This window comes from Pseudomonas sp. PDM01 (assembly GCF_014852325.1).
Classification (GTDB): Bacteria; Pseudomonadota; Gammaproteobacteria; order Pseudomonadales; family Pseudomonadaceae; genus Aquipseudomonas; species Aquipseudomonas migulae.
On record NZ_JACVBK010000012.1, the window covers coordinates 64,723 to 90,492 of the forward strand.

The window sequence follows — 25,770 nt, forward strand, 5'->3', positions numbered from 1 at the left end:
CTTCAATTCGTGGCAGAAAAAATCGTTGGGCCAAACGCAATCCCTGTGGGAGTGAGACCGGCTTGCCGGCGATGGCGGTGTGTCAGTCGACATCTTCATTGCCTGACACACCGCCATCGCGAGCAGGCTCGCTCCCACAGGTTTTTTGCGGTGGATTACTGACCGTTTTTGACCTTGCTCCAGATCCGCGTACGCACGCGTTCGGTAGCCGGCGGCAGCGGCTGGAGGGTGAATAACGTGGCCAAGGCTTGCGCGGACGGGTACACCGCCGGGTTATTGCGAGTCGCTTCGGCCACCAGCGGCGTGGCGCTGCGGTTGCCGTTGGGGTAGTTGAGGTGATCACTGACCGGGGCAATCACTTCAGGGCGCATCAGATAGTCGATGAAGGCCAGACCCTGCTGCGGGTGCGGCGCGTCCTTGAGCAACACGAGGGTGTCGAACCACACCGGCGCGCCTTCCTTCGGCAGGCTGTAGGCGATCTTCACGCCGTTGTTGGCCTGCTCGGCGTTGGTCTTGGCTTCCAGCATCGCGCCGGACCAACCCACCGCGACGCAGATGTTGCCGTTGGCCAGGTCGCTGATGAATTTCGACGAGTTGAAATAGGCGATGTGCGGACGCAGTTTGAGCAGCAGCGCTTCAGCCTTCTTGTAGTCCTCGGGATTGGTGCTGTTGGGCGGCAGGCCGAGGTAGTGCAGAGCCACCGGCAGCATCTCCGACGGCGAGTCGAGCATGGCCACGCCGCACTGGCCGAGCTTGGTCAGGTTGGCTTCGTTGAACACCAGCTCCCAGGAATCCACCGGTGCCTTGTCGCCCAGCGCGGCGCGGACTTTATCGACGTTGTAGCCGATGCCGTTGGTGCCCCACAGGTACGGCACGGCGTACTGATTGCCCGGATCGTTGTTGGCCAGTTTCGCCAGCAGGTCAGCATCCATGTTTTTGAAGTCTGGCATCTGCGCGTGGGGCAATGGTGCCAGGGCGCCGGCCTTGATCAGGGTCGGCAGGCTGAAGTTGCTGGCCACCACCACGTCGTAGCCGCTGCGGCTGGTGAGCAGTTTGCCTTCCAGCACTTCGGCGCTGTCGAAGGTGTCGTAAACCGGCTCGATCCCGGTGTCGCGCTTGAAGTCGTGCAGGGTGTTGGGACCGATGTAGTCGTACCAGTTGTAAACGTGAACCGTCGGGCTTTCGGCAGCCAACGCCGACAGCGAAACGCACAAACAGGCGCTCAACCCGAGATTGATCTGTGGAAGGCGACGACTCATGATGCGGCACTCCTGGCCTGCTGCAGGCCGGTGATGAACAGGTGCTTGCAGCGTATCGGCAGGCCGGGGACTCACCCATTCCCATCATGGGTTACTCGAAAGGGGTAGAGCGTGGACGCGTTGCTGAAAGAGTTGCCGGTGCACCAGGGCCTGGCGCGGGTGTTTGGCGCGTTGGGACGGGACGGTTTCTGGCGCGCACTGGTCGACACGCTGCGGTTGCTGGTGCCGCTGGACAACGCATTGGTCGCGGTGATGCGGCCGGGGCGAGTGCCACGCCTGCTGATCGATTTCGACGCCAAGGGCGGCGCCGACGAGCATGAGGAACTGGCCGGTTACAGCGCCGGCATGTACCTGCTCGATCCGTTTTATCAGGCCGCGTGTGCAGGCATTGCCGATGGCTTGCACAGCCTAGAGTCGCTGGCGCCAGACCAGTTTCAGCAGAGCGAGTACTACCTGAGTTACTTCCGCTCGGTGGTGGGCGACGACGAGTTGCAGTTCATGATCAACGTCGAAGATTCCGTGCTCGGTTTGTCACTCGGCCGTTCGACGCGTTTTACCCTGGAAGAGCAGGGCCGTCTGCTTTGTGTGCGTGACTGGGTGCTGGCGGCGATGCGCCGTCACCTGCAATTGATGCCGCCAGAAGGCCCGGTTGCCGAAGCCGTGGCCGGGGATCTGGCGACGTTGCTGGATCGCTTTGATGCGCGTTTGACGGTGCGTGAAATCGAAACGGCGCGCCTGATTCTTCAAGGCTTTTCAAGCAAGGCGATTGCCCAGCAATTGGGGATCTCACCGGAAACGGTGAAAGTGCATCGGCGCAACGTCTATCACAAGCTCAACGTGAACGGGCATGGAGAGTTGTTTGCGTTGGTGTTGCAGCCGCGTTGACCGGCAAATCACAGAGATTTATTGCCTGTCAGGCCCCCATCGCGAGCAGGCTCACTCCCACATTGGAATGCGGTCAAATGTGGGAGTGAGCCTGCTCGCGATGGGCGCGGCGCGGTGTTACTGCCGAAACACCAACGCCTTCAACCCGCACTCGACATCCGCATCCGGAAACTCCGGCGGATTCTCCAGCCGTTGCTCGAACCGCAGGCTCGGCGCCTCGCGCATGACGCCATCAATCAGGAAGTCCGCGCCGAACGCCGGGTCGTTCATGCAGGCCAGCACCGTGCCCTGTGGCGTGAGCAACTCCGGTAACCGACGCAGCACGCGCTGGTAATCCTTGGTCAGCAGAAAACTGCCTTTCTGGAAGGACGGCGGATCGATGATCACCAGGTCATAAGGGCCTTTACCGATCACTTTGCCCCAGGACTTGAACAGGTCGTGGCCGAGGAAACTCACCTTGCTCATGTCGTGGCCGTTGAGCCGGTGATTGTCGCGACCACGGTTCAGGGCCGGGCTGGACATGTCCAGGTTGACCACATGTTCGGCACCGCCCTCGATGGCCGCCACGGAAAAACCGCAGGTGTAGGCAAACAGGTTCAACACGCGCTTGCCCTCGGCATTGGCGCGCACCCAATCGCGGCCGTAACGCATGTCGAGAAACAGCCCGGTGTTCTGCTTGCGGCCCAGGTCCACGCGATAACGCAGGCCTCCCTCGGTGATGGTCATGTCATCGATGACTTCCCCGACCAGCCATTCGGTGGTGCTTTGCAGCAGGTAGCGATGTTGCAGCGCCAACGTATGCGCGCCGGATGTCGCCCACGCCGGCGATTGAGTGAGCGCCATCAACCGCTGTTTCAGTGCTTCCAGCTGCGCCGCTTCCGGTTCCTTGAACAATGACACGAGCACCACGCCTTGCAGCCAGTCGACGGTCAATTGCTCCAGCCCCGGCCAGCACCGTCCGCGACCGTGGAACAGTCGGCGGGTTTCTGCGGGTGCCGCGGCCAGGGCGGTCAGCAGATGGTCGTGGAGGGTGGTGAGCGCGTCTGAGTTCATCGGGCGGTGTCGGTCATTTGAGGGGGCGGCATTTTAACCACAAATGCACACCTTAGGCTGACAACACAAAACACTGTGGGAGCGGGGGGTAGTTATCACGGTTAATTTAACTTTACGTGAGGATTTGGCGATCTGTCGGCTCCCATACTCGGCTCCAACGAATAACAACAACCGCCGGGAGCCGATCATGTCGCCGATACCTGCTTCATCCCATCCGCGCTGGCTGCGCCTGACCCATTGGCTGAACGCCCTGGCGGTGCTGGTCATGGTCACCAGCGGTTGGCGCATCTACAACGCTTCGCCGCTTTACGACTTCAGTTTCCCGAAAGGCATCACGCTGGGCGGCTGGCTCGGCGGGGCGTTGCAATGGCATTTCGCGGCGATGTGGTTCCTCGCGATCAATGGCCTTGTCTACCTGATCATCAACCTAGTCAGCGGTCGTCTTTCTCGACGCTTTTTCCCGGTGTCGCCCAAAGGTGTTCTGCAGGACCTGTGGGCCGCATTGCGCGGGCGGCTGGGGCACGCCGACCTGAGTCATTACAACCAGGTGCAACGGCTGGCTTACCTGTTTGTGATGCTCGATATCACGCTGCTGGTGGTCTCCGGGCTGGTGTTGTGGAAGTCCGTCCAGTTTCCGCTGTTGCGTGAATTACTCGGCGGTTATGAAGCAGCGCGGCATGTGCATTTCATCGCAATGGCGCTGTTGGTGGCGTTTGTCGCGGTGCATCTGGTGATGGTCGCGCTCGTTCCCAAAACGCTGCTGGCCATGATTGTCGGTCGCAAGGAGCCCGTATGAAAAAGCCCATCGAAGGCCTGGATGAGTCATCCATCCTCAAAGACGCCCGGAAAATCATTGCGCCACAGATCGAAGACCGCTCCCGCCGTTCGTTCCTGATGCGTGGGCTGACCCTCGGCGGCGTAGCCATGTTGTCGGGCTGCAACCTGACCGACAACGAAAGCGTCGAGACCGCGTTGTCATCCATGTCGCGGTTCAACGATCGGGTGCAGGGCTGGCTGTTCAATCCCAATGCACTGGCACCGACCTATCCGGCGTCGATGATCACCCGGCCGTTCCCCTTCAACGCGTTTTACGGCATCGACGAGGCGCCGACCGTTGAGGAAGAAATCTATCGACTGGAAGTCACCGGACTGGTCGCCGACAAACGCAGCTGGCGCCTCGAAGAGCTGCGCGCGATGGCGCAGAACGAGCAGATCACCCGGCATATCTGCGTCGAAGGCTGGAGCGCGATCGGGCGCTGGGGCGGCGTGCGGTTCAGCGATTTCCTCAAACGGGTCGGAGCCGACACCGATGCCAAATATGTCGGTTTCAAATGCGCCGACGATTACTACACCAGCATCGACATGGCCACCGCGCTGCACTCGCAGACGTTGCTGGCCCTGACCTATGACGGCGCGGTGTTGCCGCGCGAATACGGCTTTCCGATGAAGCTGCGCATGCCCACCAAGCTCGGCTACAAAAACCCCAAACATATTCAGGCGATTTTCGTCAGCAACACCTACAGCGGCGGCTACTGGGAAGACCAGGGCTACAACTGGTTCGGTGGCAGCTGACGGCACCCGCCAACTTCACAGCGCGGCTCACGCTGCGTTCAATCGCAACCTGTGCTTCAAGGAGTTTCATCATGAAAAAGTTGACCACCGTCGTATTGTCCATGTGCCTCGCCGTGGGTGCCGCCAGCGTGTTTGCCGCCGAGACGACAACCAGTGATGGCATGAGCAAGGACAGCATGAGCAAAGATTCGATGTCCAAGGACGCCATGAAAAAAGACTCGATGAAAAAAGATGCCATGAGCAAGGACACGATGAAAAAAGACGCCATGTCCAAGGATTCGATGAGCAAGGACGGAATGAAAAAAGACGCGATGTCCAAGGACGCCATGAAAAAGGACGCCATGTCGCAGTAATTCATTACAACGCGATCCCTGTAGGAGCAGAGCTTGCTCGCGAAGACGGAGTGTCAGCCGACATCATCGTTGCCTGATACACCGCTTTCGCGAGCAAGCTCTGCTCCTACAGTGTTGTGCATTGCAGGGTATGACTTTAAGTCATGCCCCCATGACTTTTAATGGTTACAGCCCCGCCAACCCCCAGTGTTAAAAAATCGCAAACACAGCTCATCAACAACAAAAAAGAGCGTTTGCACCCATGACTGATTCCCTCCGCCACGTCCTGCGCTCTTCAACCCCCGACCAAAACCACGCGACTTCCTCTGTCTGCGTGCACTTCTGATCATCCAGAAAATCACTGAAGAGTAACGACCCATGAAAGAACTCGACCTGTACATCGGTGAAGGTTTCGAAGGCCCAGGCGTGAACGCCGCGCACATCAACATCCTGATCGGCCCGCGCAACGGCCCGGCAGGGCAGGCGTTTGCCAACAGCCTGGCATCGCCAAGCCAGGGCCATTGCCCGTTCATGGTGATCGCTCAGCCGAACATCCCGGTCAAGCCGATGACCCTTTACGTGAACAAAGCCGCGATCAGCAGTGACCTGCACGGCAACGCCACTTGGGGCGCGTCGCAGGCCGGCATCGCCAAGGCGGTGCTCGAAGCGCTGCTCGACGGCACCTTGCCGCCGGAAGCCGAAGACGAGTGGGCCATCGTCACCGCCAACTGGGTCAACCCGGCCTGCGATGACCTCGATGCGGTGTACCTGAACAACTACAACGCCTGCCGCACGGCGATCCGTGCCGCGCTGACCGGCAAACCGGAAACCGCGCAACTGGCCGATGTGGTCAATCACATCAGCAACCCTTTCTACACGCCAAAAGCCTGAGGTCCGAATCATGCAATACATTCGTTTGGGCAACTCCGGCCTTGAAGTCTCCCGCCTGTGCCTGGGCACCATGAACATGGGCACCCCGGACTGGAAACCGTGGATCTTCGATGAGAAGAAAAGCGAGCCGATCGTCGCGCACGCGCTGGACAACGGGGTGAACTTCATCGACCTCGCGGACTTCTATTCCGCCGGTGTCGGCGAGGAAGTGGTGGGGCGCATCGTCAAGCGCCTGGCCCGTCGCGAAGACCTGGTGATCACCACCAAAGTCGGCTACGGCACCCGCTCCGGCATCAACGCCAGCGGCCATTCGCGCAAGCACATCATGGACAGCATCGATGCGTCGCTTAAGCGTCTGAACATGGATTATGTCGACGTGTTCATGCTGCATTACTTCGACGTGAACACCCCGGTGGAAGAAACCATGAGCGCGATGAACGACATCGTGCGTTCCGGCAAGGCGCGTTACATCGGCGTGTCGACCATGCTCACCGGGCAGTTGGCGAAAATCCTCATGGCCTGTGAGCGCAACGGTTGGGTCAAACCGATCAACATGCAGCTGCAACTGAACTGCGCCTACCGCGAAGAAGAACGCGAGATGATTCCGTTCTGCCGCGACCAGGGTTTGGGCGTCTCGGTATTCAGCCCGCTGGCCCGTGGCTTGCTGACCGGCGACGCTCAGTCGACCCGCAACCAGACCGACTTCTTCACTCAGCAGATGTACAGCGACGAAGCCTCGTTCGAAATCGCCCATTCGGTACAACGCGTGGCCCGTGCCCGTGGTGTGTCCAACGCACAGATAGCTCAGGCCTGGGTCGCCAACCATCCCGGTGTGGATTGCATGCTGGTCGGCGCTGACACCACCGAGCAGTTCGACAGCGCCCTGGCCGCGCTGGAAACCAGACTCGATGCCGAAGAGCTGCACGAACTGGAACGCAATTACACCCCGTGCGACGTGATCAACGATTACACCGCCGGTAAACGTATCTTGCGTTCGGCCCGTCCGGGTCTTGAACGCTTCAATCTGACCGAGGCTGTGGCATGAGCTCGTTGATCCGTCACGGCAATTTCATCGACGGCCAATGGTCCAGCGGTGGTGCCACTTACCCGGTGCTGAACCCGGCCAATGGCGAGTTGATCACCGACGTACAAAAGGCCGGCGCTGAAGAAACCAACCGCGCCATCGACGCCGCCAACCGTGCGTTGCCGGCCTGGCGCAAGTTGACCGCCAAGGAACGCAGCCAGAAGCTCAAGCGCTGGAGCGAGCTGATGCTGGGTAACCAGAAGGATTTGGCGACGCTGCTCAGCCGCGAACAGGGCAAGCCCCTGGCCGAAGCCATGGGCGAAGTGGTCTACGCCGCAAGCTTTCTGGAGTGGTTTGCCGAAGAAGCCAAGCGCGCTTACGGCGACGTGATCCCGAGCCACAAGGCTGACGCGCGGATCATCGTGGTCAAGGAAGCCATCGGCGTGGTCGCTGCGATCACCCCGTGGAACTTCCCGCTGGCAATGGTCACTCGCAAGGTCGGCCCGGCGCTGGCGGCCGGTTGCACGATGATTCTAAAACCCTCGGAAGAGACGCCGTTGTCCGCGTTCGCCTTGGCGGTGCTGGCCGAGCAGGCGGGCATTCCGGCCGGTGTGTTCAACATCGTTTCCGGTGATGCCGTGGCGATTGGCGGGGCGCTGCAAGCCTCGGGCATCGTGCGCAAACTGTCATTCACCGGCTCCACCCGTACCGGCAAGTTGCTGATGCGTCAGGCGGCGGACACCCTGAAAAAAGTCTCGCTGGAACTGGGCGGCAATGCGCCGTTCATTGTCTTCGACGACGCCGATCTGGACGCAGCCGTCAAAGGCGCGATGGCCTCGAAATTCCGCAACACCGGGCAAACCTGTGTCTGCGTGAATCGCTTCTTTATTCAGGACGGCGTCTACGAAGCCTTCACCGGCAAACTCGCTGAAGCGGTGGCGGCGATGCGCGTCGGCAGTGCGCTGGACGGCGAAACCGAGCAAGGTCCGCTGATCAACGCAGCGGCGCTGGCCAAGGTTGAACTGCACGTCGGCGATGCGCTGGAGAAGGGCGCCAAACTGTTGTGCGGCGGCCGTCGCCACGCACTCGGCGGGACGTTTTACGAGCCGACCATCCTCGCCGAAGCCAACAGCGAAATGCTGATTGCCCAGGACGAAACCTTTGGCCCGGTGGCCGCGTGCTTCCGCTTCAAGGACGAAGCCGAAGTGCTGCAAAAAGCCAACGACACGCCGTACGGTTTGTCGGCCTACTTCTACAGCCGCGACATTGGCCGCGTGTGGCGCATGGCCGAAGGCCTGGAAGCCGGCATGGTCGGGATCAACGAAGGGATCATTTCCACGGAAGTGGCGCCATTCGGCGGCATCAAGGAATCGGGCCTTGGTCGCGAGGGATCGAAGTACGGTCTGGAAGACTACCTGGAAATCAAATACCTGCTGATGGGCGGCCTGTAACAGCACGGTGCCCCCCTGTAGGAGCGAGCCTGCTCGCGAAGGTGTGTCAGTCGACATTAATGTTGCTGACACACCTTCGCGAGCAAGCTCGCTCCTACAAGGAAAATTGGTGTTTCAGGGATTGCTGACCACCCCCAGCCACTCCGTAAACAACCGCACTTTCGACAAACCCTGCTTGTCATTCGCCACATCCAGCCAATAGCCATACGGCCCGATCACTTCCACCGGGGTGATCGGCAACAAACTGCCATTCGCCAATTCCTTTTCGATCATCTGCCGGTCAATCACGGCTAATCCACCACCCGCCAGAGCAGTGTGGATCACCTGATCCAGCGTGCTGAATTCCAGCCCTTGCCCCGCATCGACATCGTCCCGGCCCATTGCCGCCAGCCAGTTCTCCCAGACCTTCAACCGTTTGCCGTCATGCAGGATGTGCAGCAACGGAAACTGCCGCAAGTCCGGCGGTTGGCCGTTGACGAACAACTCCGGACTGGCCACCGCCATGTGCCGTTCCATCACCAGTAACTGGCTGCTGCAGTGGCTGGCCGCTTCGAGGCCGAAGCGGATGTGGCAGTCGATTTCTGCAAGGTTGTCGTGGCCGCTTTGGTTGGTCACGCTCAGGCTGATGTCCGGGTAGCGTTGGCAAAAGGCGCGCAGGTGCGCCGACAACCAGCGCGTGGCCCAGGTCGGCGGTGCGACGATGCGCAGGCGTTGGCGCAGGTTGGGCACGCGCACAGCTTGCAGGGCGCGTTCGACGTGGTCGAAGGCGTCGCTCAGTTGCGGGGAGAGGGCGAGGCCGGTTTCGGTCAGGGACAGGCCTTGTGGGGTGCGGATGAACAGCGCCACGCCGAGGTAGTCTTCGAGCTGCTTGATCTGACGACTCACCGCGCCCTGGGTGACGTTCAACCCCAAGGCTGCCTGGCTGAAACTACGATGCCGCGCGACCTCTTCGAAGACGCGCAGCATGTTGAGCGAGGGGAGTTGACGCATGGAAGGGGGGCTCCGCACTGGCCTCGGGTGATGTGTCGGGCCGGTTTGTTGTTTTTGGATGGTTTTGTGGTGCCTATCTGACTATTAGCAAGGGGCTGATGCAAGTGGTGTTTGGGCTGACGCTTTCGCGGGCAAGCCTCGCTCCTACAGGTTTTGTGCGTTCGCAAATCGACACAAATCCTGTAGGAGCGAGGCTCGCCCGCGAAGGCGTCCTCATGGACGCCGAAAATCCCGGATCAGAAGTAATACCCGATGTTCATGTACAGCTGATTCTCCCAATGATCCGTCCCGCCAGCACCCAGACTCTGGGTGTAGCTGCTGCCACCGATGTACGGGTCATTCTTGCCATACAGCCACTCGGTCGCGATCCACAGTTTGCTGAAGGAAAACGAGGTGCCGAGAATCATCCGCTGCGAGGTCTTGAACTCATCGGCGGATTTATCGAAGGCACTGTAGTTGGCGTACAGCTTCACGCCGCTGACCAGGTCGAACAGGTATTTGCCGCTGACGTCGTAGCTCAGGTCCGCCACGTACAAATTGCCGCGACTGGCGACGTTGTAAGTGCCGTCGTAACCGCCCAGCGTCACCAGTTCATCGGTACCGGCGTTGCGCGGCGACATCTGTTGCCGCGCCGCTTGCAGTTGCACGCCCCACGGACCGTTCTTGCCCAGGTAGTGCACGGCCACGGCGTTGCGTCGGCCGTCGTTGTCGGTGTCCTTGTTTTTCAGGGTCGAGGTCAGGCCAGAGATCCCGACTTCGGATTTCCACGGCCCCAGGTCCAGCGCCTTGGCCACCCGAAGTACGATGGTGTTGCGTTCCTGGTTGTCGCTGCCATCGCTGACGTAGCTGTCCGCCCCGGACACCACGCTGGAGTACGTCACGCCTTTGCTGGTGCCTTTGCCTTGCCACGCCGGGCGCAGGTAGTAGCCGGCCTGGACGTTCCAGTCGCCGCTTTGCTGGATGTACTTGGCGCCGATCTGTTGCACGTCTTCCAGGCCGATGACGTTGCCGAGGGTTTCGTAGAAGGTGCTGCCGAAGTACGGCTGCAAACCGAACGGCACGGTGTTCAAACCTACCTGCACTTGCTGGTCCGGGTTGAACTTGTAGCCGGCCCACGCGTACTTGGCGAACTGGATGTCGCCGTAGTCCTTGGTGTACTGGTAAGGGTAGGAGCGTCCGTAGAAACGGTACTGCGCCTCACCAATCCAGGTGTCGGAGTTGTACTTGGCGCTGAGGAACACGGTGTCCAGGCCGAACTTCTGGATGTCGCGGTCCGGGTCATAGTCCCAACGGGCTCGCACGGCTCCGCCGAGGTCGAGGTTGTCGGTCACTTGAACCGCCATGGCCGGGGCGGCGAAGGCGCCGAACACCGGAATCAAAGCAATGGAACGGATAGCACGAGGGGTGATTGCGCGCACTGTGATACTCCCGATTTTCTGATTATTGTTGGCAACAGCAACCCATGCCGCAGCGAACGCTGCGACCTGGGGAAAGGGTTATGGGCTTAGTTGGCTTGAGGCCGGATCAGCCTCAACGCGGGCTCCGCGACAGGCACCACCGGTATCGTCGAAGCGCCGGGGGCCGCCGCCAGCAAGGTCTGGGTGTAGGTGTTTTGCGGGCGCAGCAACACCTGTTCCGCCGTGCCGTATTCCACCACTTCGCCCTGGCGCATCACCGCGATGTAGTCACTGATCTGCGCCGCCACGCGCAGGTCGTGGGTGATGAACAAAATGCTCAGGTTCAGTCGCTGTTGCAGCTCGGCGAGCAACTCCAGCACCTGTTTCTGTACCGAGACATCGAGCGCCGAGACGCTTTCATCGGCGATCAACACTTCCGGGCGCATCGCCAGTGCCCTGGCAATGCCGATGCGTTGACGCTGACCTCCGGAAAACTGTCGGGGCTTGCGCTTGAGCGCATCACGTTTGAGCCCGACCTGCTCCAGCAAGTCGCCAGCCTCGGTCCACGCATCCTTGGCCGACAACCCGCGCAGTTGCGCGGCGCGGGCAATGATGTCGCCGACCCGATGGCGCGGATTGAGTGAGCCGTAAGGGTCCTGGAAAATCATCTGGATGCGCCGGCGGTTGGCCGCCAGTGCCGAGCCGCGCAAGGCGAGGAAATCCGTGTCGCCGACCCACACGTGGCCGCTGTCGCTGTCCACCAGGCGAATCGCCGCTTTGACCAACGTGCTCTTGCCCGAACCGGACTCGCCGACGATGGCCAGGGTCTTGCCCCGTGGCAGTTGCAGGGAGACATCCCTGAGCGCCGCCACCGAGCGGCCGCCGACGTTGTAGGTTTTGTTCAGGTGCTCGATGCGCAGCGCCAGTTCACCGTCGGCGCTGGGCACGTGCAGTTCCGGGTGAAGGGCCGGCACGGCGGCGATCAGTTTGCGGGTGTAAGGATGCGCCGGAGCGTTGAGCACCTGATCGCGCTCACCGATTTCCACCAGGCGGCCACCTTCCATCACTGCGATGCGGTCGGCGATTTCCGCGACCACGCCGAAATCGTGGGTGATGAACAGGATGCCGTGCTGGCCCCGCCCGCGCAGTTCACGCACCAGTTTCAGGACTTGCGCCTGGGTGGTGACGTCGAGGGCTGTGGTCGGTTCGTCGGCGATCAACAGGTCGGGGTTCATGGCCAGGGCCATGGCAATCACCACCCGCTGGCATTGACCGCCGGAGAGTTGATGGGGAAAGCTGTTGGCGATCCGTGGCGGGTCCGGCAAGTGGGTGGAGTCGAGCAGCGCGAGCATACGTTCGCGGCGCTCGGCGGCGGGCATCTGCGGGGCGTGGATGTCGAAGATCTCCTCGACTTGCTGGCCGATACGGATCGCCGGATTCAACGCGGCCATGGGCTCCTGGAAGATCATCGCGATGCGATTACCGCGCAACTGACGCAGGGCGTTTTCTTCCATGCGGCAGATGTCATCGCCGAGAAAATCGATCACGCCTTCGCTGTGGCGCAGGCCTTTGGCGTAGTCGCCCATGATCGCCGCAGAAAGCACCGATTTACCGGAGCCGGACTCGCCGATCACACAAAGGATTTCGCCCTTGCGCACATCCAGGCTGATGCCTTGCACGGCGTGGCTGCGGTCGGCGCCGGCCGGCAATTCAATGGAGAGATTCTCCACCTTCAAGACTTGTTGTTGATTCATGCTCAGCTCCTTGCGCCTTTCTGGGCGTGTTCGTCCAGACCGTCCGCCAACAGGCTCAGGCCCAGCATCAGGGTGGAGATGGCAATGCACGGGAAGATCACCAGGTGCGGAAACGCGATGGCCATGCTGCGGCCTTCGTTGATCATGCCGCCCCAGTCCGGGGTCGGTGGTGGCAGGCCGAGGCCGAGGAAACCGAGGGCGCCGATCATGATCGCGGTGTAGCCGATACGCAGACAGAAATCGACGATCAGCGGGCCGCCGCAGTTGGGCAGGATTTCCACCAGCATGATGCGCAACGAACCTTCACCCTGGGTGATCGCGCTGAGCACGTAATCCCGGGAGCGGATGTCGATGGTCAGGGCGCGCATGATGCGGAAGATCGCCGGGGCGCTGGTGAAGGTCACCGCAATCAGAATGTTCAGCGCCGAAGCGCCGAGGGCGATGATGATCACGATGTACAGCACCAGCACCGGGAACGACAACACGGTGTCGGCGACGTACGACAGAAAGGCATCGACCTTGCCGTTGAAGTAACCGGCGCACAGGCCCATGGCAATGCCCACGGCAAACGCGGTCAGCGTCGCCAGGATCGACCAGAACAACACGGTGCGCGTGCCCCAGACCAGCCGCGAAAGAATGTCCCGGCCAATCATGTCGGTGCCCAGCAGAAAGCTCTGGCCATTGCCGTCGGCGCTCATCGGCGTGAGCAACGGGCTGAAACTTTCCAGCGGATCATGGGGCGCCAGCCAGGGTGCAAACGTGGCGGTCAGCACCCAGCCGCCCACCAGCAGCAAACCGAGCAAGGCCAAGGGATGTTTGAACGATTGCAGGAAGCTCATTGGCCACCTCCGCCAAGACTGCGCAAGGTGATGCGCGGGTTGAGCCAGGTGTAGGCCAGGTCGGAAAAGATTTTCGTCGCGCCGACTACTGCGCCGCTGATCATCGCGCAGGCTTCGATCAGGTAAACGTCGTGGTTCAGCGAAGCGGTGTACAGCAACGAGCCGAAGCCTTTGTAGGCGAAGAACACTTCGACCACGATCACGTTCGACAGCAACCACGGGATGTACAGCATGATCACCGTGATCGGGGCGATGAGGACGTTGCGCAAGGCATGGCGCAGCACAATGCGCGAGGTCGATGCGCCTTTGAGGCGAGCGGTGCGGATGTACGGCGCCTGCATGACTTCAACCATCGATGCGCGGGTGATGCGGGCCAGGTAGCCGATGCCGAACAGGCACAGCACCATCAGCGGCAAGGCCAGCTCGGCGGCGTTGAAGCCATCACTCATGCTGCTCACGCCTGGCAGCCAGTTGAGCCAGAACACAAAGATTGCCGAGACGAACACGGCACTGGCGAAGTCCGGAATCGAGGTGGTGACGATCGACAGGAACGACACCAGGCGGTCTATCGCCGAACCCTGGCGAATGCCGGCCAGAATGCCCAGGGTCAGGGCCACCGGCACCATCACCAACAGGGCCAGCCCGGCGAGGATCAATGTTTGCCCGAGGTTGGGCAGCAGCAGGTTGATCACTGGTTCGCGAAAGTGCACCGAGGTGCCCCAGTCGCCACTGACGAAATCTTTCAGCCACACCAGGTAACGCCACAGGAACGGTTGGTTGTAGCCATGTTCCACCAGCCACGCGGCGCGCTGGTCGGCGGCGGAGTAGGGGCCGAGGACGTTGATGGCGACGTCTTCGATGTTCAGTTCAAGGGCGACAAACACGATCAGCGACACCGACAACAGGGTCGCGACCAGCGCCATCAATTTGCGTAACAGAAATTCAGCCATGCTTGCAGGCTCCGGCTAATCAAGGGATGCCGGCCCGCCGCACCGGTCGGTGGGCGGGCACGTTTGGGGCTGCGCGTCAGGCGCTCAGCCAGACTTCATCCATTGGGTAGAAGTCCGAAGGGTGAACCTGGAAACCCTGGACCTTCTTGCTGGTGGCGGTGAACTTGTCACCCCAGAACGGCTGCACCATCACCGCGGCGTCCTGCAGGATGCGCTCGACATCCTGCATCGCCAGGGCCCGTTGTTTCGGATCGATGATGCCCATGGCCTTGTCCAGTGCGGCGTCGAAGGCCGGGTCGCTGTAGTGGCTTTCGTTCCAGGCCGCACCGCTGCGGTAGGCCAGTTCCAGCGACATCACGCCCAGCGGGCGATGCGCCCAATAGGTCAGGCTGAACGCCGCCTTGTCCCAGATCGGCCAGTATTGGGTGGCCGGAATGACTTTCAGGTTGATGCGGATGCCGGCCTCCAGGCAGTTCTGCTGCAGGATCTGCGCGCAGTCCTGTTCGTAGCGGCCCTGGGTGTTGCCGACAATCAGGTCGATGTCGATGCCATTCGGGTAACCGGCGTCGGCCAGCAGTTTTTTCGCCCCGGCGATATCCCGCTCACGCTTGGGCAGCGGCGCATATTCCGGATGGGAAGGCGCGACGTGGTGGTCTTCGCCCAGCGTGCCCATGCCGCGATAGGCGATTTTCAGCATCTGCGCATTGTCGGCGCAGAGCACCACGGCTTTGCGGATACGCACATCGGTGAACGGCTTCTGGTCGCAGGCCATGCGCATGACCACGGTCTGCGCGGACTTGCAACTGAGCAACTGCGCGCCCGGCAAGCGCTTGGCCAGGTCCAGTTCGGCCACGGTCACGCGGTACAGCACGTCCACTTGCCCGGCTTGCAGTGCCGCGAGATGGGTGGAAATGTCGGTGCCCATGTCGACGTAGCGCAATTCGTCGAGATTGGCCGGTTTGCGCCAGTAATCCGCGCGTTTGGCGAAAGTGGCTTGCTTGTTCACCGCAAACGACACCAGCTTGAACGGCCCGGTGCCAATCGGGTTTTTCGCCCAGTCATCACCGTTTTTGAAGCTGCGGTGAACCAGTGTGCAAGTGAAGGCGCTGAGCATTTCCGGGATGGCCAGAATCGGCCGCTTGAGCACCAGACGGAACTGGTACGGGCTGACTTTTTCGAAAGCAGCGATATCCTGGAACGCAGTGCGGTTGACCGACTTGGAGTCGGCGGCGATCCAGCGATGGATGTTGTGTTCGACATCGTCGCTGGTGAACTCGTCGCCGTTGCTCCACTTGACGCCCTGGCGCAGGTTGAAGGTCCAGGTCTTGAGGTCTTCGGACGGGCTCCAGCTCTCGGCCAGGTAGGGGTGGGTGATGTTGTCGGCGTCCACCCAGGTCAAGAATTCCAGGGAGTTGCGCAGCAGGTTCGAGGCTTCGATCCAGGTGATCAGCATCGGGTCCTGAATTTCCTGGATGGCGCAGGCAAAACGCAACGTACCGCCCTGGCGTGGCGGGATGGCCTCGGCGGCGTGGGCGGAATTACCGAGCAGGGCGGAACCGAGGAAGGTGCTGGCGCTGGCGACGGTGATGCCGAGGAGGGTGGCGGTGCGCAAGAATTGCCGGCGGTTGATCTCGCCACTTTTGACTTGGGTGCACAGGTCGTTGACTGCTGGATGCGGCAGGGCGCCGTCCAGAGTTGTTAGCTCGTCGAGATGGGGCATGGGGCAGCTCTCATGTTGTTTTTATTTGAGATGGCCGCAGTTTTGTCATCGGCGCAAAGATCGACAAACGATAAATTCAACGCGCAAACGTTCGATAAATGCATGTTACTGGCGTAGGGCTATGTCAGAGCTTGAAATAGACAGGCTGGACTCAACCCCTGTAGGAGTGAGCCTGCTCGCGATTGCGGTGTGCCAGTCGACATTTATGTGTCAGATAGTCCGCTATCGCGAGCAGGCTCACTCCTACAGAAAAGCGGTTCGCGGAGCTGCTGGATTGTCCTACACAACACAAAAATGCATGTTACTGGGGAAATTTCCTACAAGGCGTGGGATGCTTAATACCTCGTCAGCCTTCCACGAGTGCCTTTCATGAAACGCAAAATGCCTGGTCTGAATGCCCTCAAAGCCTTCGAAGTGGCCGGCAGCACCGGCAGCTTCACCCGGGCCGCCGAGTTGCTCAATGTCACCCAGAGCGCCGTCAGCCGGCAGGTGCGCCAACTCGAAGAGCAATTGGGCGAAAACCTGCTGGAGCGGCGCCATCATCACCTCGACCTGACCAGCGCCGGGCGAGTGCTGTTACGGGCGCTACATCAATCCTTCGACAAGATCGAGCTGACGGTGCGCAGCATCCAGCAGAAAACCCATTCCAATCGCCTGCACATCAACGCGCCGCCGACCTTCACCAACCGCTGGCTGATGCCGCGTCTGGGGCGGCTGCGGGAGAAGCATCCGGAACTGGAATTGAGCATTACCACACGCTTGCAGGACAGCCTCGCGGAAACCAGTACGCTGGATTGCGCGATTCGTTTCGGCGACGGTGAGTGGGATGGGCTGGACAGCTCGCTGCTGATTCAGGAGCGGCATATCGCGGTGTGCGCGCCGACCTTGTATGCGCGGGAGTGGAGCGAGCAGGGCATCGACCTAAATCGCCTGACCTTGCTGCACGTGCTGGCCCGGGAAGACCAGCGTTACCTGACCTGGAAACACTGGCTGGACGCCGCGCGCATCACCGGCGTCGATACCCAGGGCGGCTACGAGTTTGACCTGCTGGACCTGGCCATCCGCGCGGCCGTCGACGGTTTGGGCATCACCATCGCCGACTGGCACATGGTCGCTTCGGAACTGGCCAGTGGGCAGTTGACCCAAGTGCTGAACGTGCACGTGGAAGGGCATCAATCCTACTGGCTGGTGACCCGGCCGGAACAGACGCAGATGCCGCAATTGCAGCTGTTCAGCGAGTGGTTGCAGGAAGAAATCTGGCTGGCGCAAAGGAAACTCGAGCCCTCGACCGCCGCCACCTGAAACACCATCACCCCCTGTAGGAGCCGGCTTGCTGGCGATCCAGGCGCCTCGGTCCGTCTGACGCACCGCGTCGTATGGATCGCCAGCAAGCCGGCTCCTACAAGGAATGGCAGTGCTCTTACGGGTAACCTGCATTTTTCGAATGTTGCACCGCTCAATAAATCGTTTGTTCAACCCGCTCCGGATGCCAAGACTGCAAGCACTGGATAAAAACAACGATGGGCGATGCACATGCGACTCGAGCGAAATTTTGTAAACGGTCACTTCATTGAACCTGCCAGCGAAGCGCTGATCGCGGTGTACAACCCCGCGACTGAAGTGCTTTTAGGTCATGTTTCAGCGGCCACCGCCGATGAAGCGACCCACGCGGTCGACGCCGCCGCCACGGCCCAGAAAGTCTGGGGCAAGCTCACCAGCATCGAACGCGCCGAACACCTGCGTTCGTTTGCCGATGCACTTGATGCCTGCGCCGAGAACATTGGTAAAGCGCTGGCCGCCGAATCCGGCAAAAGTGTCGCCGACGCCAGCAACGAAGCTCGCTACGCAGCGCAGATCACCCGTTATCACGCCGAATGGGCGCGCCGCATCGAAGGCGAGATCATTCCCAGCGACACCCCGAACGAAAACCTGTTCCTGCACCGTGAGCCGATTGGCGTGGTCGCGTGCCTGATCCCGTTCAACTACCCGGTCTATACCTTGCTGCGCAAAATCGCCCCGGCGCTGATTGCCGGCAACACCGTGGTGGTGCGCCCGAGCAACAACACGCCGATCTCGGCGTTCGAAATCGCCAAGGCTGTGCAGCAATCCGCAATGCCGGCGGGGGTGATCAACATCCTGACCATGGATCACGCCACCGCTGCTGCCGTTTGCACGCACAAGGCCGTGGGGTTGATCACCCTGACCGGCAGCGTCAACGCCGGGCGTATCGTGCTCGACTACTGCAAGGCCAACATCGCCAAACCGTCGCTGGAGCTGGGCGGCAAGACCCCGGCGATCATCGAGGCCGACGCCGATCTGGAAAAAGCGGCCAGCGACATCATCGCGTCGAAGACCACGCACTGCGGCCAGTTGTGCACCGCGGTCGAGCGGGTCTATGTGCAGGAAAGCGTCTACGAGAAATTCCTTGGCCTGCTGAAAGAAAAAATCAGCGCCGTGGAGTTCGGCGATCGCGCCCTGGATCCCGCCTTTATGGGGCCACTGGTCAACGCCAGTTCGCAGCAAAACATCCACGCCATGGTCGAGCGCGCTGTCGCCGACGGTGCTGTACTGGAAACAGGCGGTTTTATCCCGCAAGGCAAAGGCCATTTCTACCCGCCGACCCTGCTCAGTGGTTGCCGTCAGGACATGGAAATCATCCAGGAAGAAATCTTTGGCCCGGTGCTGCCGGTGCTCAAGTACCGCGACATCGACGAAGCGCTGGCCATGGCCAACGATCACCAGTTCGGGCTGTCGTCGGTGCTGTACACCGAGAACTACCGCACCACGATGAAAGTCGCCAACGCCATCGAGGCGGGCGAGCTGTACGTCAATCGCACCCCGGCGGACCCGTATCAGGGCTTCCACGCCGGCTGGAAACGCTCGGGCCTGGGCGGCGATGACGGCAAGCACGGCATGCTCGAATTTACCCAGACCCGTCTGGTGGTCATGAAGTATTGATCCACCCGCAACACGCCTCACGCGACACCCATAAAAACAATTATTTGGGGCGCCCGGACCACCGGGCTGCCCGAGGTCTCACAGATGTCCAAGCCTGCAACCACTGTTGCCGCTGTTCAGGGTTCGAACGCGGGTTCAAAAAGCCACAGTGACAAGGGAAGTCGTTACATCCAGCTGATGCTGTTGGTGCTGGCCGCCGGGGCGATCTACCCGATCCTCTATCTGCGCCAGGTCTACCAGACCACCATGCTCGAAGTGTTCCAGATCAACCACAGCGAACTGGGTTATCTGTACTCGATGCTCGGCACGATTTTCCTCCTGAGTTACTTGCCCAGCGGCTGGCTGGCCGACCGCATTGCCCCGCGTTTCCTGATCTTCTTCTCGCTGGTCGCCACCGGTGCCCTGGGCCTGTGGTATTCCACCGCGCCATCGTTGACCGGCTTGATGATCATCTTCGGTTGCTGGGGGCTGACCACCGGCCTGACGTTCTGGGCCTCGGTGCTCAAGCGCGTGAAGATGATTGCCCATCACACTGAGCAAGGCCGGTTCTTTGGCATCCTCGATGGTGGTCGCGGCCTGGTCGAAGCGTTGCTGGCGACCGTTGCGCTGGGGCTGTTTGCCTTCGCCACCGAAACCCGTGGCGAGTCCGCCGCTGAAGGTTTCAAACACGTGGTCTACCTCTACGCCTTCACCTGTATCGCCATCGGCTGTGTGCTGGTGTTGATCAAGGACCCGAAGTCGATGGAAGACACGGCGGCGGTGGAGAAGGGCAAGTACAACCTGCTCAGCGACCTGGCCACGCTGGTGAAAATCCCCGAGTTGTGGCTGGTGACGGCCATCGTGTTCTGCGGTTATCACATCTTCTGGGCCACCTACAGCTTCTCCGATTACCTGCAGGGCGGCGGCATGACGGCGGTCATGGCCGGCACCATCACCACCATCAAGCTGTGGATGCGCCCGATTGGTGGCATCGGCGGTGGCTGGCTGGGTGACAAGTTCTCGAACATTTCGGTGCTGATCGTGGCGTTGTTCTTCGCGACGTTGGCGATGGTCGGCCTGATCGTGTTCCCGGCGCTCAACAGCATGGGCCTGCTGATCGGCACGGTGATCTTCATCGGCCTGATGACCTACGCCATTCGCGGTTTGTACTGGGCGATCCTCGACACCTGCAACATTCCGCTGCGCATCACCGGCCTGGCGATTGGCATTGTCTCGGTAGTCGGTTACTTGCCCGACGCCTTCATTCCCTTGATCAACGGCTACCTCACCGAACATTTCCCCGGTGCCTTTGGTTACAAGCTGTATTTCGGCTACATCGCGTTCGTCGGCCTGCTCGGGACCCTGGCGGCCCTGACCCTGCGTGCCCGAATCAATCGTCAATCTTTGAACAAGACAGGTGCCTGAGATGAAAATCGTCGCCCTTGAAACCCACATTGTTGCCGTACCGCCACCGCACATCGGTGGCATGTACTGGCTGTTCGTCAAGCTCAAGACCGATTGCGGCATCGAAGGCGTGGGCGAGATCTACGCCGCAACCTTCGGCCCGAAAGCCATGCTGCCGATCATCGAAGACGTGTTCGAACGCTACCTGCTCAACCACGATCCACACCACATCGAACGCTTCTTCCGTCAGGCCTATTCGAGCGGTTTCACCCAGCGTCCGGACCTGACCATGATGGGTGTGGTCAGCGGCCTGGAGATGGCCTGCTGGGACATCATCGGCAAAGCGGCGAACAAGCCGGTCTACGAATTGCTCGGCGGCAAGGTCCACGAACGCCTGCGCTCGTACACCTATTTGTACCCGGTCAACAGCAAGGGCGAGTACGACTACGACGACCCGGACCTGGCGGCCGAATGCGCCATCGAGAACATGAACAAAGGCTTCACCGCCGTGAAATTCGACCCGGCCGGGCCGTACACCGCGTACTCCGGGCACCAGATTTCCCTGGAAGTGCTGGAACGCTGCGAAACCTTCTGCCGCAAGATCCGCGAAGCGGTGGGCGACAAGTGCGATTTGCTGTTTGGCACTCACGGGCAGATGGTGCCGTCCTCGGCGATTCGCCTGGCTAAACGCCTGGAGAAATACGACCCGCTGTGGTTCGAAGAGCCAGTACCGCCGGGCCAGGAAGACGCCATGGCGCAAGTTGCGGCCAAGACCAGCATCCCGATTGCCACCGGTGAACGGTTGACCACCAAGTACGAGTTTTTCAAGTTGCTGCAGGCTGGCGGTGCATCGATTCTGCAGATGAACGTCGCCCGTTGCGGCGGTCTGCTGGAGGCGAAAAAGATCGCCAGCATGGCCGAGGCCTACTACGCGCAGATCGCGCCGCACCTCTACAACGGGCCGATTGGCGCGGCGGCGAGTTTCCAGCTGGCCACCTGTACACCGAACTTCCTGATCCAGGAAAGCATCATGACCTGGGGCGGTTTCCATGCCGAAGTCCTGACCAAACCGCTGCAATGGGAGGACGGCTACATCATTCCATCCACCGAGCCGGGCCTGGGTGTCGAGCTGAACATGGACGTGGTGCGTAAACATTCGCCGTACACCGGTGAGCGTCTGCACCTGCAAATGGCGCCGACCCCGGCGGACGTCAAAGACACATCGCCAGCCAGGGGCTGACAGGAGAGGCCGCAGTTCTCCTGTAGGAGCGAAGCTTGCTCGCGAAAGCGGCGGGCCAGCCAATATCAATGTTGACTGACTCGACGCCTTCGCGAGCAAGCTTCGCTCCTACAAGGGGGGCGCGCGGTTTTTTTGTACAACGACTTACGCGGTAACCGTGCATGACTTATGACTACATCATCGCTGGCGCTGGCGCCGCGGGCTGCATCCTCGCCAATCGGCTCTCGGCCTCGGGGAAATACTCGGTGCTGCTGCTGGAAGCGGGCGGCAAGGACAGTTCCCTGTGGTTCAAGATCCCGGTCGGCTTCGCGAAAATGTATTACAACCCGACCTTCAACTGGATGTACTACAGCCAGCCGCAAAAGCAGCTGAACAACCGCGAAATCTATGCCCCGCGCGGCAAGGTCCAGGGCGGTTCGGGTTCGATCAACGCGATGATCTACGTTCGCGGCCAGGCCCATGACTTTGACGATTGGGCGGCCAACGGTAACGAAGGCTGGGGCTTCAAGGACGTGCTGCCGTACTTCCGCAAACTGGAAAACCATCCGCTAGGCGACAGCGAATACCACGGCGGCAGCGGCCCGATCAGCATCACGCCGATGAAGGGCCAGACCCATCCGATCTGCGATGTCTTCCTCAAGGGCTGCGACGAACTCGGTTACCCACACAGCGACGACTTCAACGGGCCGAAGTTCGAAGGCTCGGGCATCTACGACGTCAACACTCGCAACGGCCAGCGTTGTTCCAGCAGCTTCGCGCATTTGCACCCGGCATTGACCCGGCCGAACCTGACGGTCGAGCATTTCGCCCTGGTGGATCGTGTGGTGTTCGATAACGGCCGGGCGACCGGCATTTCCGTGACCCAGCACGGCGTTGTGCGCACTTTCACTGCCAACAAGGAAGTGATCCTGTGCGCCGGTGCCGTGGACACGCCGAAGATCCTGCAGCTGTCCGGTGTCGCCGATCAGGCGCTGCTGGCCAGGCACAATATCCCGTTGGTCAAACACCTGCCGGCGGTGGGGCAGAACCTGCAAGACCACTTGTGCGCCAGTTACTACTACAAGGCCAACATCGAGACGCTCAACGATCAACTGAGCTCGCTGTTCGGTCAGTTCAAACTGGGCCTCAAGTACCTGTTCACCCGCAAGGGCGCACTGGCCATGAGCGTCAATCAGGCCGGCGGATTCTTCCGGGGCAATGAGCGGCAGGCCAACCCGAACCTGCAGTTGTACTTCAACCCGCTGTCGTACCAGATCCCGAAAAACAACAAGGCCAGCCTCAAGCCTGAACCGTATTCGGGTTTCCTGCTGTGCTTCAATCCGTGCCGGCCGACCAGTCGCGGGCACATTGAAATCGCTTCGAAAAATCCCCGTGACGCGGCGTTGATCGACCCGAATTACCTGAGCACGCAAAAGGACATTGACGAGGTCATTCAGGGCAGCCGCCTGATGCGCAAGATCATGCAGGCGCCGGCACTCAAAAACATCACCGTGGAAGAAGTGCTGCCGGGGCCGGTCGTCGAAACCGACGAACAGATGCTGCAGTACTTCCGCGAAAACAGCGGTTCGATTTATCACCTGTGCGGTTCCTGCGCGATGGGCGCAGACGACCAGCGGTCGGTGGTGGACAAGCGGTTGAAAGTGCATGGTCTTGAGGGATTGCGCATTGTCGATGCGTCGATTTTCCCTAACGTGACGTCGGGCAATACCCATGCCGCCGTGTTGATGGTGGCGGAGAAGGGCGCCGATCTGATTCTGCAGGACGCCTGATTTCGTCGACTCCCTGTATCAAAAATGAATTTCCGCCGAGTCCGCTGCTCATACCTGTAGGCAGCGGATTTGAGCCCGCGAATTCATTCGGCAATCAGGGAGTGGCAAAGTCATGTGTCCAGTATCGACGGCGGGCGGGAACCTTCCTGGCGGGTTGATTCTTGTGGTTGAAGATGACCCGCTGATCCTGGAGTTTCTCTGCGAAATTCTTCAGGAGGAAGGTTTCACCGTCGAACCGCAGATCAGCGCGGATGCTGCGGCGGGTTACCTGGAGCAGCACGCAGACAAGGTGGTGTTGCTGCTGACGGACATCACCATGCCCGGCAAACTCAACGGTGCCGATCTGGCCAATCAGTTCGGCGACCGCTGGCCGGGCAAGCCGATTATGATCATGTCCGGCTTCGAAACGCCGCAGACTTCCGGCGTGCGGCATGAGGTGTCGTTTATCAAGAAACCCTGGGCGCTTGGGCAATTGCTCGATTGCGTGGAAGGTGCGTTGAAGTCGAAGACGGTTGGCTGAAACAACACGCGGCGGACAAGCCAATGCTACATTGCTCGGCAAAACTCGCCCGGCTCTTGCAAAAGGACGCTCATCCTTGTCAGCTCAACCATCGGTTTTCAACAAGCCTTATCGCGCTTTCCTGTTCGATATGGACGGCACCGTCCTCAATTCCATCGCCGCCGCCGAGCGCATCTGGACCGTCTGGGCCTTGCGCCATGGCGTGGATGTGGAGTCTTTTCTGCCGACCATTCACGGCGTCCGGGCCATCGACACCATCAACCGTCAGGCATTGCCGGGTGTCGATGCCGAGGCTGAAGCAGCGTGGATTACCCAAGCGGAAATCGATGATGTCGAGGGAATTGTCGAGGTGCGCAGGGCGGCGGATTTCCTGACGTCGCTGCCGGCCAGCCAGTGGGCCATCGTGACATCCGCGCCCAAGGCACTGGCGCTGCGAAGGATGGCGGCGGCGGGGATTCTCGAACCTGCGGTGATGGTCACGGCGGAAGACGTCAGCGCCGGCAAACCCGATCCGGCGGGTTATCGGTTGGCGGCCAGGCGGTTAGGTGTCGAAGTGACCGATTGCCTGATCTTCGAAGATGCCACCGTCGGCATTCTCGCCGCGCAAGCTGCAGGGGCAGACCTGTTGATCATTACCTCGACTCACGATCATCCGATCGAAACGCCGCATGCGACGATGGTCGATTATGCTTCGGTCACCGTCCAGGTTGACCCCGACGGCCATCTCCGCCTGCTTCATTTGTAACAGCACCTCCCCTGTAGGAGCCGGCTTGCTGGCGATGGTCTATCAGCCACATCGATGTCGACTGACACACCATCGCCAGCAAGCTGGCTCCTACAGGAACGATGTCGTTAATAGAGGCCGGGAATCAACCGCCAGCTACGGCTGCAATACGCCTCATATTCACTGCCAAACTGCGCCCGCAGCAGCGCCTCTTCCGCGTGGATGCGGGCAATCAGCGGGATCACCGTCAGCGCTGCCAGCAACAGGCCAACGCCCGAACGAAACGCCAGCGCCCAACCCACCGCAATCACCAACATCCCCAAATAGCTGGGGTTACGCAAACGGCGATAAATCCCCTCTGTCACAAGGCGATGCCCCGGCTGAATCGCCACCAGTCCGCTGAAGCGCTTGCCCAACACAAACACCGGCCACATGCGCAACGCACCGCCGATGATGAACACCAACGCCCCGAGCCAACGCACGCCTTCGCCGCCGAAGGTCCAGAAGTCGATCCGGTCGGTGTAGGCGGGTAGAAAACCGCTCGCTATCCCGATCACCCCGAAGGCCGGCAGCACCCAGCGATTGGCCCGGTCTTCACGTTCGCCGGAGCTGAGGTTGACCTCGGTGAACAGCGCTGCGACCGTCATCAGCAGCGTCGCCAACACAACCACCACCAGCGCCCCGTGAGAAAAAAAAGCGGCCCACCCGCCGAGCCCCCATACGGCGAGCCCGAGGTAGGCGAGGGTGCTGACAATGGCGAAAAACGCCAGTCTGGCCGAGATTTTCATAGTCACCCCGCATATTCAACGAATACACCATTCATTGTAGGAGCCGGCTTGCTGGCGATGGCGTTCTCAAAATCACCGCCGGCCTCAAGGGCCAATCGCCAGCAAGCCGGCTCCTACAAAATTTGTGTGTGACCGAGGATCGTGAGAGTTGCCCCGGACCCTGTAGGAGCCGGCTTGCCGGCGATGGCGTTCTCAAAATCATCGCCTGCCTCAAAGGCCAATCGCCAGCAAGCCGGCTCCTACAAATAGTGTGTGACCGAGGATCGCGAGA

General features: G+C 60.7%; 23 protein-coding genes. 14 read left to right on the forward strand and 9 right to left on the reverse strand.

Annotated elements, in window-relative coordinates; genetic code table 11:
• Positions 1–155 precede the first annotated feature (155 nt).
• Positions 156–1,259: a polyamine ABC transporter substrate-binding protein gene (locus tag IB246_RS26045; RefSeq protein ID WP_008043394.1), complete on the reverse strand. Its 1,104-nt coding sequence runs from the start codon at positions 1,257–1,259 to the stop codon at positions 156–158.
• 111 nt (positions 1,260–1,370) lie between these two features.
• Between IB246_RS26045 and IB246_RS26050 the strand changes: the two genes are divergently transcribed.
• Positions 1,371–2,144, forward strand: a complete 774-nt coding sequence (locus tag IB246_RS26050; protein ID WP_008043396.1) for a helix-turn-helix transcriptional regulator — start codon at positions 1,371–1,373, stop codon at positions 2,142–2,144.
• A 117-nt stretch (positions 2,145–2,261) separates the two neighbouring features.
• Here IB246_RS26050 and IB246_RS26055 read toward each other — a convergent pair whose 3' ends face one another.
• Positions 2,262–3,197, reverse strand: a complete 936-nt coding sequence (locus IB246_RS26055; protein ID WP_008043398.1) for a class I SAM-dependent methyltransferase — start codon at positions 3,195–3,197, stop codon at positions 2,262–2,264.
• Between the two features lie 187 nt (positions 3,198–3,384).
• Between IB246_RS26055 and IB246_RS26060 the strand changes: the two genes are divergently transcribed.
• The 6 genes from IB246_RS26060 (at position 3,385) to IB246_RS26085 (ending at position 8,467) form a co-directional block, all read left to right on the forward strand.
• Positions 3,385–3,993, forward strand: coding sequence for a cytochrome b/b6 domain-containing protein (locus IB246_RS26060; RefSeq protein ID WP_008043399.1), 609 nt, complete (start codon positions 3,385–3,387; stop codon positions 3,991–3,993).
• Positions 3,990–4,769 (forward strand): molybdopterin-dependent oxidoreductase, encoded by a 780-nt coding sequence (locus IB246_RS26065; protein ID WP_008043402.1) that lies wholly within the window; start codon positions 3,990–3,992, stop codon positions 4,767–4,769. Before IB246_RS26060 ends, IB246_RS26065 begins: the two co-directional genes overlap by 4 nt.
• Before the next feature lie 71 nt (positions 4,770–4,840).
• On the forward strand, positions 4,841–5,122 hold the full coding sequence (locus IB246_RS26070) for a pentapeptide MXKDX repeat protein (RefSeq protein ID WP_008043404.1): 282 nt from the start codon (positions 4,841–4,843) through the stop codon (positions 5,120–5,122).
• Positions 5,123–5,479: 357 nt separating this feature from the next.
• On the forward strand, positions 5,480–5,992 hold the full coding sequence (gene fae / locus IB246_RS26075) for a formaldehyde-activating enzyme (protein ID WP_008043405.1): 513 nt from the start codon (positions 5,480–5,482) through the stop codon (positions 5,990–5,992).
• 10 nt (positions 5,993–6,002) lie between these two features.
• A complete protein-coding gene (locus IB246_RS26080; RefSeq protein ID WP_008043408.1) occupies positions 6,003–7,037 on the forward strand; it encodes an aldo/keto reductase in 1,035 nt (344 codons plus the stop codon).
• Positions 7,034–8,467, forward strand: coding sequence for an NAD-dependent succinate-semialdehyde dehydrogenase (locus IB246_RS26085; protein WP_008043410.1), 1,434 nt, complete (start codon positions 7,034–7,036; stop codon positions 8,465–8,467). Before IB246_RS26080 ends, IB246_RS26085 begins: the two co-directional genes overlap by 4 nt.
• A gap of 114 nt (positions 8,468–8,581) precedes the next feature.
• On the opposite strand, the gene IB246_RS26090 is transcribed toward IB246_RS26085, so the two are convergent.
• From IB246_RS26090 to IB246_RS26115, 6 genes are all read right to left on the reverse strand, one after another.
• Entirely contained in the window at positions 8,582–9,457 is an 876-nt protein-coding gene (locus IB246_RS26090) for a LysR substrate-binding domain-containing protein (RefSeq protein WP_008043412.1), read from the reverse strand.
• 236 nt (positions 9,458–9,693) lie between these two features.
• Positions 9,694–10,875, reverse strand: coding sequence for a hypothetical protein (locus tag IB246_RS26095; RefSeq protein WP_008043414.1), 1,182 nt, complete (start codon positions 10,873–10,875; stop codon positions 9,694–9,696).
• A gap of 86 nt (positions 10,876–10,961) precedes the next feature.
• The gene (locus tag IB246_RS26100) at positions 10,962–12,608 is read right to left on the reverse strand and encodes a dipeptide ABC transporter ATP-binding protein (protein WP_008043416.1); all 1,647 of its coding nucleotides are present in this window, start codon (positions 12,606–12,608) and stop codon (positions 10,962–10,964) included.
• 2 nt (positions 12,609–12,610) lie between these two features.
• Complete coding sequence (locus IB246_RS26105) at positions 12,611–13,447, reverse strand: ABC transporter permease (RefSeq protein WP_008043419.1); 837 nt, start codon at positions 13,445–13,447, stop codon at positions 12,611–12,613.
• The gene (locus IB246_RS26110) at positions 13,444–14,397 is read right to left on the reverse strand and encodes an ABC transporter permease (protein ID WP_008043421.1); all 954 of its coding nucleotides are present in this window, start codon (positions 14,395–14,397) and stop codon (positions 13,444–13,446) included. Before IB246_RS26110 ends, IB246_RS26105 begins: the two co-directional genes overlap by 4 nt.
• Before the next feature lie 76 nt (positions 14,398–14,473).
• Positions 14,474–16,117, reverse strand: a complete 1,644-nt coding sequence (locus IB246_RS26115; RefSeq protein ID WP_008043423.1) for an ABC transporter substrate-binding protein — start codon at positions 16,115–16,117, stop codon at positions 14,474–14,476.
• Positions 16,118–16,486: 369 nt separating this feature from the next.
• Here IB246_RS26115 and IB246_RS26120 point away from each other — a divergent pair, with 369 nt between their 5' ends.
• From IB246_RS26120 to IB246_RS26150, 7 genes are all read left to right on the forward strand, one after another.
• Entirely contained in the window at positions 16,487–17,419 is a 933-nt protein-coding gene (locus IB246_RS26120; RefSeq protein ID WP_008043425.1) for a LysR substrate-binding domain-containing protein, read from the forward strand.
• 231 nt (positions 17,420–17,650) lie between these two features.
• A complete protein-coding gene (aldA, locus tag IB246_RS26125) occupies positions 17,651–19,075 on the forward strand; it encodes an aldehyde dehydrogenase (protein WP_032832802.1) in 1,425 nt (474 codons plus the stop codon).
• A gap of 84 nt (positions 19,076–19,159) precedes the next feature.
• Positions 19,160–20,479 carry an MFS transporter gene (locus IB246_RS26130; protein ID WP_008043429.1) on the forward strand — a complete coding sequence of 440 codons (1,320 nt, stop codon included), beginning with the start codon at positions 19,160–19,162 and terminating at the stop codon, positions 20,477–20,479.
• Between the two features lies 1 nt (position 20,480).
• Positions 20,481–21,698: a mandelate racemase/muconate lactonizing enzyme family protein gene (locus IB246_RS26135; protein WP_008043434.1), complete on the forward strand. Its 1,218-nt coding sequence runs from the start codon at positions 20,481–20,483 to the stop codon at positions 21,696–21,698.
• Positions 21,699–21,859: 161 nt separating this feature from the next.
• Positions 21,860–23,467: a GMC family oxidoreductase gene (locus IB246_RS26140; RefSeq protein WP_008043494.1), complete on the forward strand. Its 1,608-nt coding sequence runs from the start codon at positions 21,860–21,862 to the stop codon at positions 23,465–23,467.
• A gap of 112 nt (positions 23,468–23,579) precedes the next feature.
• Positions 23,580–23,987 (forward strand): response regulator, encoded by a 408-nt coding sequence (locus IB246_RS26145; RefSeq protein WP_008043496.1) that lies wholly within the window; start codon positions 23,580–23,582, stop codon positions 23,985–23,987.
• A gap of 76 nt (positions 23,988–24,063) precedes the next feature.
• Positions 24,064–24,732 (forward strand): HAD-IA family hydrolase, encoded by a 669-nt coding sequence (locus IB246_RS26150; RefSeq protein WP_008043498.1) that lies wholly within the window; start codon positions 24,064–24,066, stop codon positions 24,730–24,732.
• Between the two features lie 107 nt (positions 24,733–24,839).
• Here IB246_RS26150 and IB246_RS26155 read toward each other — a convergent pair whose 3' ends face one another.
• Positions 24,840–25,499: a methyltransferase family protein gene (locus tag IB246_RS26155; protein ID WP_008043500.1), complete on the reverse strand. Its 660-nt coding sequence runs from the start codon at positions 25,497–25,499 to the stop codon at positions 24,840–24,842.
• Positions 25,500–25,770 lie beyond the last annotated feature (271 nt).

Coding starts and splice junctions, on each gene's coding strand:
- IB246_RS26045 (WP_008043394.1), bottom strand. CDS start 1,259: ATGAGTCGTCGCCTTCCACAGATCAATCTCGGGTTGAGCGCCTGTTTG.
- IB246_RS26055 (WP_008043398.1), bottom strand. CDS start 3,197: ATGAACTCAGACGCGCTCACCACCCTCCACGACCATCTGCTGACCGCC.
- IB246_RS26060 (WP_008043399.1), top strand. CDS start 3,385: ATGTCGCCGATACCTGCTTCATCCCATCCGCGCTGGCTGCGCCTGACC.
- IB246_RS26065 (WP_008043402.1), top strand. CDS start 3,990: ATGAAAAAGCCCATCGAAGGCCTGGATGAGTCATCCATCCTCAAAGAC.
- IB246_RS26070 (WP_008043404.1), top strand. CDS start 4,841: ATGAAAAAGTTGACCACCGTCGTATTGTCCATGTGCCTCGCCGTGGGT.
- fae (WP_008043405.1), top strand. CDS start 5,480: ATGAAAGAACTCGACCTGTACATCGGTGAAGGTTTCGAAGGCCCAGGC.
- IB246_RS26080 (WP_008043408.1), top strand. CDS start 6,003: ATGCAATACATTCGTTTGGGCAACTCCGGCCTTGAAGTCTCCCGCCTG.
- IB246_RS26085 (WP_008043410.1), top strand. CDS start 7,034: ATGAGCTCGTTGATCCGTCACGGCAATTTCATCGACGGCCAATGGTCC.
- IB246_RS26090 (WP_008043412.1), bottom strand. CDS start 9,457: ATGCGTCAACTCCCCTCGCTCAACATGCTGCGCGTCTTCGAAGAGGTC.
- IB246_RS26100 (WP_008043416.1), bottom strand. CDS start 12,608: ATGAATCAACAACAAGTCTTGAAGGTGGAGAATCTCTCCATTGAATTG.
- IB246_RS26105 (WP_008043419.1), bottom strand. CDS start 13,447: ATGAGCTTCCTGCAATCGTTCAAACATCCCTTGGCCTTGCTCGGTTTG.
- IB246_RS26110 (WP_008043421.1), bottom strand. CDS start 14,397: ATGGCTGAATTTCTGTTACGCAAATTGATGGCGCTGGTCGCGACCCTG.
- IB246_RS26115 (WP_008043423.1), bottom strand. CDS start 16,117: ATGCCCCATCTCGACGAGCTAACAACTCTGGACGGCGCCCTGCCGCAT.
- IB246_RS26120 (WP_008043425.1), top strand. CDS start 16,487: ATGAAACGCAAAATGCCTGGTCTGAATGCCCTCAAAGCCTTCGAAGTG.
- aldA (WP_032832802.1), top strand. CDS start 17,651: ATGCGACTCGAGCGAAATTTTGTAAACGGTCACTTCATTGAACCTGCC.
- IB246_RS26130 (WP_008043429.1), top strand. CDS start 19,160: ATGTCCAAGCCTGCAACCACTGTTGCCGCTGTTCAGGGTTCGAACGCG.
- IB246_RS26135 (WP_008043434.1), top strand. CDS start 20,481: ATGAAAATCGTCGCCCTTGAAACCCACATTGTTGCCGTACCGCCACCG.
- IB246_RS26140 (WP_008043494.1), top strand. CDS start 21,860: ATGACTTATGACTACATCATCGCTGGCGCTGGCGCCGCGGGCTGCATC.
- IB246_RS26145 (WP_008043496.1), top strand. CDS start 23,580: ATGTGTCCAGTATCGACGGCGGGCGGGAACCTTCCTGGCGGGTTGATT.
- IB246_RS26155 (WP_008043500.1), bottom strand. CDS start 25,499: ATGAAAATCTCGGCCAGACTGGCGTTTTTCGCCATTGTCAGCACCCTC.